The organism is Ameyamaea chiangmaiensis, from assembly GCF_013376175.1.
Taxonomy (GTDB): Bacteria; Pseudomonadota; Alphaproteobacteria; order Acetobacterales; family Acetobacteraceae; genus Ameyamaea; species Ameyamaea chiangmaiensis.
Genome location: NZ_JABXXR010000129.1, coordinates 1 through 7,491 on the forward strand (window position 1 = coordinate 1; position 7,491 = coordinate 7,491).

Annotated in this window: 4 protein-coding genes and 1 pseudogene; 3 read left to right on the top strand and 2 right to left on the bottom strand. The window is 67.1% G+C overall.

The features are described 5' to 3' along the window. A pseudogene (locus tag HUK82_RS12845) lies at positions 1 to 213 on the top strand (hypothetical protein); the annotation flags it as partial. Positions 214 to 271: 58 nt separating this feature from the next. On the opposite strand, the gene HUK82_RS12850 reads toward HUK82_RS12845, so the two are convergent. Continuing rightward, entirely contained in the window at positions 272 to 1,855 is a 1,584-nt protein-coding gene (locus HUK82_RS12850; protein WP_176614341.1) for a 2-isopropylmalate synthase, read from the bottom strand. 336 nt (positions 1,856 to 2,191) lie between these two features. On the opposite strand from HUK82_RS12850, the gene HUK82_RS12855 reads away from it, so the two are divergent. Then, positions 2,192 to 3,040 carry an MOSC domain-containing protein gene (locus HUK82_RS12855; protein WP_264802054.1) on the top strand — a complete coding sequence of 283 codons (849 nt, stop codon included), beginning with the start codon at positions 2,192 to 2,194 and terminating at the stop codon, positions 3,038 to 3,040. A 213-nt stretch (positions 3,041 to 3,253) separates the two neighbouring features. Here HUK82_RS12855 and HUK82_RS12860 read toward each other — a convergent pair whose 3' ends face one another. Next, positions 3,254 to 4,024: an N-acetylmuramoyl-L-alanine amidase family protein gene (locus HUK82_RS12860; protein ID WP_246495614.1), complete on the bottom strand. Its 771-nt coding sequence runs from the start codon at positions 4,022 to 4,024 to the stop codon at positions 3,254 to 3,256. A 768-nt stretch (positions 4,025 to 4,792) separates the two neighbouring features. Between HUK82_RS12860 and HUK82_RS12865 the strand changes: the two genes are divergently transcribed. Beyond that, the coding region (locus HUK82_RS12865) for an Rne/Rng family ribonuclease (RefSeq protein ID WP_176614344.1) at positions 4,793 to 7,491 on the top strand (2,699 nt) is incomplete at its 3' end.

A 7,491-nucleotide genomic window follows, 5' to 3' on the forward strand; every position in this document is an offset into this window, starting at 1 on the left:
GGCGCGGCCACGGGCGCGGCCACGACGCCCAACCGCCCCTATCCGCCGCCGGGTGCCTATCCGCCGCCCGCGAATTATCCGCCTCCGCCGCCCGCATCCTATCCGGCGGGGGGGTATTACCCGCCGCAGGGCTATGCCCAGCCGAGCTACCCGCCTCCGCGGTCCGGCGGTTACGGCTACGGTGGTGGTGGCGGCTATTACGGCGGTTATTGAGCGACAGGCAAAAGGCTACGGGAAAAGGGGCAGCGGATCTGCCCCTTTTCTTGTCCGGTCAGGCGACGTCGGTGGCCAGGTCCTCTGGCTCCGCGCGGGTGCGCTTGACCAGAAGCTTGTTCAGCGCGTGAACATAGGCGCGTACGGCGGACACCACGGTATCGGCGTCGGCGCCCTGTCCGTCCACCATCTTGCCACCTTCTTCCAGACGGACCGTAGTGCGGGCCTGCGCGTCGGATCCTTCGGTGATCGCACCGACGGAATACAGCGACAGGGTCGCCTCGTGCGGAAAGATCGCCCGGATCGCCGTGAAAGCGGCGTCGACCGGGCCATTGCCGGTGACGGACGCGGTCCTGTCTTCACCGTCGACCTCCAGCGTCAGCTCCGCCCGGGCCGGGCGGCGTGATCCGGCGGTCAGTTCGATCGACTGGAAACGGATGCGGGCATGATCGCGGACCTCGTCATCGACCAGAGCGACGATGTCCTCGTCGTAGACGACCTTCTTGTGGTCCGCGAGGTCCTTGAAGCGGGCGAACGCGTCGTTGACCTGATTGTCGCCCAGATCGCCATAGCCCAGCGTGGCCAGCTTGTCGCGGAACGCGGCGCGGCCGGAATGCTTGCCCAGCACCAGCGACGACCGCGACCAGCCCACGCTTTCGGGTGTCATGATCTCGTAGGTCGCGGCGTTCTTCAGTACGCCGTCCTGGTGGATGCCGCTTTCATGCGCGAACGCGTTGCGGCCGACGATGGCCTTGTTAGGCTGTACGTCGAAGCCGGTGATGGTCGACAGCATGCGCGACACCTTCAACAGGCGCTCGGAGTGCACGCGCGTCTTGAACGGCATCGCGTCCTGACGCGTCCGCAGCGCCATGACGATCTCTTCCAGCGCCGCGTTGCCCGCGCGTTCGCCGATCCCGTTGATCGTGCATTCGATCTGGCGGGCACCCCCGCGCACCGACGCCAGCGTGTTGGCGACGGCCAGTCCCAGATCGTTGTGGTTGTGGGCCGAGAAGATGACGCCATCCGCGCCCGGGACGCGGTCGCGCAGCATGGAGAAAATCCGCTCCATATCCTCTGGCGTGGCATAGCCCACGGTGTCGGGGATATTGATCGTGGTCGCGCCCGCCTTGATAGCGGCCTCGACGCAGCGGCACAGGAAGTCCGGCTCGGTGCGGGAGCCGTCCTCGGCCGACCACTCGACGTCGTCCGTGAAGTTGCGCGCCGACGTGTTGCCGGCTGTGATCAGTTCCAGAACCGTCTCGGGCTCCATCCGCAGCTTGTATTTCATGTGCAGCGGAGAGGTGGAGATGAAGTTGTGGATCCGGCCACGCTCGGCCGGGCGGATCGCCTCGCCGGCGCTGGCGATGTCGTTCTTGCCGCCCGAACGTGCCAGGGCGCAGATGACGGCGCCGCGCACATGCTGCGCGATCTGGTGGACGCTTTCGAAGTCCCCGCGGGAGGCGACCGGGAAGCCGGCCTCGATCACATCGACGCCCAGATCGGCCAGCGCCTCGGCCATGCGCAGCTTTTCGGCGAGGTTCATGGAAAAGCCGGGCGACTGTTCGCCGTCGCGCAGGGTGGTGTCGAACAGGATGACGCGTGAGTCGTCGATCTGGCCGAAGGAGGGGTGATGGATGGTCATGATGGCCTCGGTTGGTCGGTCTTCTGTGTCCTGTCGGGGCACAGGGTGCCCCGCTGTCGTCTGCACGGGTCAAGACCCGCTTTCATCCCCTGGGCGAGCTGGCGCGAAGGCCGGCGTTCAACGCTCAGGGGCCGATAAGTCGCAGCGTAAGGAGCGGAAGAAGCAGCGCGCGCGTCGACGTGGGCGCGAAAGCGCCTGCTGCGTCGATCCGGGCGTGCCGAGTGGAGTCCATGGCCGGCACCATACAGATCAGGGGGGCGAATGCAACCGCAAACCGCGTGTCTGCGCCCGACCGATCCGTGTTACGCTGATGCACCCTTTTGCTGGAGAACCGCCGTGCCGGTCACATTTGCCCCGCGCGCCACGGCATGGGTCGCCTCGTTGCATGTCTATCCCGTCAAGTCCCTGGCCGCTGTCGAGTGTGAGAGCGTGGCGGTGGAGCCGCGCGGGCTGGCCGATGACCGGCAGTGGGTCGTCTGCACGCCGGACGGTCGCTTCCTTACCCAGCGCGATCATCCGGAGATGGCCACGATCGGCGCCTGCGTCACGAAGGGAGGGCTGCGGCTGAGCTGTGGCGGCGCGACCATCGCGGTCGACCGCCCGGGCCCCGACGCGCCCCGGTTGCCGGTGAAAATCTGGCGTGACCGTGTTGTGTGTCGGCGTGCCGGGGCGGAGGCGGCCGCGTGGCTGTCGGCGCGGCTGGGTGTTGCGTGTCTGCTGGCCCATCAGTTTGATGCGGGTTCGCGCCAGGCCGACCCGGCGTTCGCGCCGGCGGATACGCCGGTCTCGCTGGCCGATGGGTTTCCGGTGCTGCTGGCCAACATGGCATCGGCCCGCGATCTTGAGGCCCGGATCGGTGCCCTAACCCCCATGAGCCGCTTTCGCGCCAATATCGTGATCGAAGGGCTGGAGGCTTGGGACGAGGACGCGTGGCGCCGCGTTGCGATCGGGCCGGCTGTGTTGCGTGTGGTCAAGCCATGCTCGCGGTGCGTGGTCACCACCGTCGACCAGACGACAGGGCAGCGGTCCGACCCGCGTGAGCCGCTGCGCACGCTTGCCACCTTCCGCAAGGGACGAAAGGGCGTGATGTTCGGCCAGAACGCGGTCGCCGAGACGCTGGGGTGTATCCGCCTCGGCGATCCGGTGCGCGTTCTGGAGCGCGGTCCGTCAAACCTTTATCTGTGAGGCGTCGCGTTGGCCGATCGGCTGTCAGTCCGTCGGCAGCGGCCCGATGGCCGGGTTCGGCATGGAAGGCCGGTTACGGGGATGTCGGCCGGGATAAACTGCGATGCCGGCCTATACGGAGGCAGTCGGATCGGTCGACAACGATCGCCGGGAACGCTGCGGCGCCGGTTTGATGATCGGGACTGTGTGGCGGACGCCCAGGCGCATCGGGCCTCAGCCTGCGAGCGCGGTAAAGCCTGGGCCGGACGTGAAATAGCGGTCGATGGCGGTACGCATGGCACCGGCGACCATCATGCGATGGCCGGCCTGGCGCAGCGCGGCCTCGTCCATTGCGTTGGACATGAAGCCCATTTCGACCAGAACGGAGGGGATTTCGGCTGATTTGAGCACCACGAAAGCCGCGTGGCGCGAGGGATGGGTCAGCAGGCCGATCCGGGGCCCGAAGGCGTTCACCACGCTGTTGGCCATGAGGGCCGATCCGCGCCGTGTCTCTTCGGTCACGAGGCTGGCGAGGATCTGCTGCACCTCGGGCGAGGCGGCGTGCACGCGAGGGCCGGCGAAGCGATCGGCACTGTTCTCGGTCTGGGCCAGGGCCGCCGTCTGCGCGTCCGATGCGTTGCCGGACAGGGTATAGACGCTGGCACCGCGGACGCTGCGGTCGTGCAGGGCGTCGGCGTGCATGGACACGAACAGGGCCGCGCGATGGCCCTGGGCGATCTCGACACGACCGTCGAGGGGGATGAAGCGGTCGTCGGACCGGGTCATGGCGACGCGGTAACGTCCGCTGGCGTGCAACTGTCGCGCAAGTTCGGTCGCCGCGGCCTCGGCGATGTGTTTCTCGTAGGTGCCGCTGACGCCGATGGCCCCGGGATCCTTGCCGCCATGGCCGGGGTCGAGCATGACAAGCGGCAGGGAGGGCGTCGCGCGGCCGATGATGGCGGGGGAGGCGACCGGGGCCTTCGTCGCCATATGCTTTGTCGCCATATGCTTTGGTGCGTGGGGCGTTGCCGCCTGTGCGATCTGGGGCGTCGCCGCCCACAGTCCCGCCTGCGTCGCCAGTCGCAGGACGGTCCGGCGGGACGGCGTGTCCGCCTCTGGCGGGGTCTGGGCAGAGGACGGGCGGTCGTTCATCAACGTGTTCCGTTCCTGGAGGTGCGTCTGGTGTGAGCAATCGGGGGCAACCCTATCAGTTTTCACGATTTTGGCCAGTTTTTCCGTTGGTGTGCGGAAAGGATGTCTTGCGGGGCGGGCGTATTTCGTTCATGCTCGCAATGCGTGACGTCGGTCCGACGGTCGATGCCAGCCAGACACCACTCTGTCGGTGGCCTCCCGCACGAACTGACGAGCGCAGCGCTGCTTCCGACCGGAAGGTGCCGTTCCCTCTGTAGCTGCCCTGCGTTGTGGGGCTGCCTGCTGGATATGGCGTTCCCCGGCGTCCTGACGGTGGTTTCCCCGCCCGAGGATGGGTGGCGTGAACGCGGATGAAACCGGGCCCGTGGTTCCGATGCCATCCTTGTACAACCGATGTGTAAGCGGGACCGACGACAGGCGTGCAGACCAATGGCGCAACCGGAATGACGACAGGGAGTGCACCACGATCGTGGTGCGAAGCCCCTGTGTCCCGTACGCCCGGTCTGGCCGGGGATCCGTCTCTTTCTTTCTTTTTTGCCGTTTCGCACCCGCTGCGCGGCCGGAGGGCGAGCGCCCCCGGACGCGACCGCGCCGGAACGGTCGACCGGAGTTCTCCTCTTTATGACCAAGCGTATGCTGATCGACACGACGCACGCGGAAGAAACCCGCGTCGTCGTGATGGATGGTAACCGACTCGAAGATTACGACGTCGAAACCTCGGCCAAGAAACAGCTCAAGGGCAATATCTATCTCGCGAAGGTTATCCGCGTAGAGCCGAGCCTCCAGGCCGCTTTCGTGGAATATGGCGGCAATCGCCACGGCTTCCTGGCCTTCAGCGAGATCCATCCCGACTATTACCAGATCCCCATCGCTGACCGCGAAAAGCTGCTCGCGCTTCAGGAAGAGGAAGTCCGCGCCGAGGAAGCTCGCGCCGCGCGTGAGGACGAGGCCGACGACGTCGCGACCGCTGATGAGGGCGGGAGCGTCGCCGCCGATGCCGATCCGGATGAGGACGGTGCGGGCCATCGTCACGCGCCGGAGACGGTCGGCGGCGAGCACGACACCGGCGATGACGGCGCGGCCCAGCGTCGCACGGCGCGCTTCCTGCGCAATTACAAGATCCAGGAGGTCATCCGGCGCCGTCAGGTGATCCTGGTCCAGGTGGTCAAGGAAGAGCGCGGCAACAAGGGTGCGGCGCTGACCACCTACATCTCGCTGGCCGGTCGTTATTGCGTGCTGATGCCCAACGCCCTGCGTGGCGGCGGTGTGTCGCGCAAGATCACCTCCGTCTCGGACCGCAAGCGTCTGCGTGATACGATCGCGTCCCTCGAACTGCCGCGCGGCATGTCGATGATCGTCCGCACCGCCGGGGCGCAGCGCCCGCAGCAGGAGATCATCCGTGATTGCGAGTATCTTCTGCATCTGTGGGATGACATCCGCGAACTGACCCTTCAGTCCGTCGCCCCGGCGCTGGTCTATGAAGAGGCAAGCCTGATCAAGCGCGCGATCCGTGACGTCTATACCCGCGACATCGAGGAAATCGTCGTCGATGGCGAGACGGCGTGGAAAAGCACGCGCGATTTCATGCGTATGCTGATGCCGCAGAGCGCGCACAAGGTGCATGCGTGGAAGGCAAGCGGCCAGAGCCTGTTTGCCCATTATCAGGTTGAAGGGCATCTCGACGCGATGTTCCTGCCGACCGCGCAACTGCGGTCGGGCGGGTATCTGGTGATCAACCAGACGGAAGCGCTGGTCTCGATCGACGTGAACTCCGGCCGCTCTACGCGTGAGCGCAATATCGAGGAAACCGCACTGCGGACCAACCTCGAGGCGGCGGACGAGGTCGCGCGCCAGCTGCGTCTGCGCGATCTGTCGGGCCTGATCGTGATCGATTTCATCGACATGGAAAGCCGCAAGCATAACGCGATGGTCGAGCGGCGTCTGAAGGACGCGCTGCGGTCGGACCGTGCGCGCATCCAGGTCGGTTCGATCTCGCATTTCGGCCTTCTGGAAATGTCGCGCCAGCGGCTGCGCCCATCGATCGCCGAATCGGTCTTCACCACCTGCCCGCACTGCCAGGGAACGGGCGTCATTCGCGGCACCGAGAGTGCGGCGCTGCACGTCCTGCGCGCCATCGACGAAGAGGGCAGCCGGGGCAAGGCCGCCGAGATCACGGTCAACGTGGCCGGTGCGATTGCGCTGTATATCCTCAACCACAAGCGCGCGTGGCTGTCGGAGATCGAGCGTCGCCATCATATGCTCAGCGTGTTCGTGGCTGACGACAGCATCCTGCCGCCGCAGTTCCGTATCGAGCGCGTGCGTCCGCAGACGGAGCGGCAGGAGGCTGAGCCGAGGCATGACCTCTCCGCCCCTGTGATCGAAGCGCCCGGCGTGGTGCGTGAAATCCCGATCGCCGCGGATCAGCCACCCGAGTCGGCTCTGGCCGAAGGCAGCACCATCATCCCGGCGCCGACCAGCGAAGACGGCGAGGATGAACCGCGCCGCAAGCGTCGTCGTCGCCGCCGTCGTCGTGGCGGTCGTCAAGAGGACGAGGCGATGGCAGCGGGCCAGGGTGGCGTTGCGGATCAGGCCGCTGACTCCGACGAGGACGATGCCGAGAGCGACGATGACGTGGTGTCGGCGACGCCGGTCGCCGCGGCGCCTGCCGAAAGCGCACCGGGTGAGCTGATGCCCGGTCGTCGCCGCACGCGCAGCCGCCGACGGTCTCGTGGTGGCCAGACCGATCAGGCCGACGAGGCTCAGGTGCCAGCGGCCGAGAGGCCGGTGCAGCGCAGCGAGGCTCGGCCGCAGAATCGTCCGGCGGAACGGCCCGCGTGGCGTGGCCCGACGCCCGCAAACCCGTTCGGCGGCGAATTCGACATCTTCGACGTGATCGAACGCAGCGAGCGTCTGCCGGTCGACCCGGTCGGGGCGCCCGTTTCACGCTCGACGCAGGACAGTGTCCGGGCGCCGGTGGCGATGGACGCGCCGTTGACGGAGCGTCCAGTGACCGTGCCGGCGGCAGTCGTGGCCGAGGCTTCCGTTGCCGAAGAGGATGCGCCGCGCAAGCCGGGTCGACGCCGGACGCGTCGCACGGCCCCGGTTGCTGCCGAGGAACCGGTGGCTGAGTCGACCCCTGTCGTGGATGCGGAGCCGGAAGCTACTGTCGCCGATCCGGCGGAGGAAGCACCCAAGCCGACGCGTCGTCGTCGCACGACCAAGGCCAAGGCCACCGAGCCGGTCGAAGCTGCAGTGGTTGCGGCCGAGCCGGTGATGCCCGTGTCAGACGAAGCGGCCCCGGCCCGCACGCGGCGACGCAC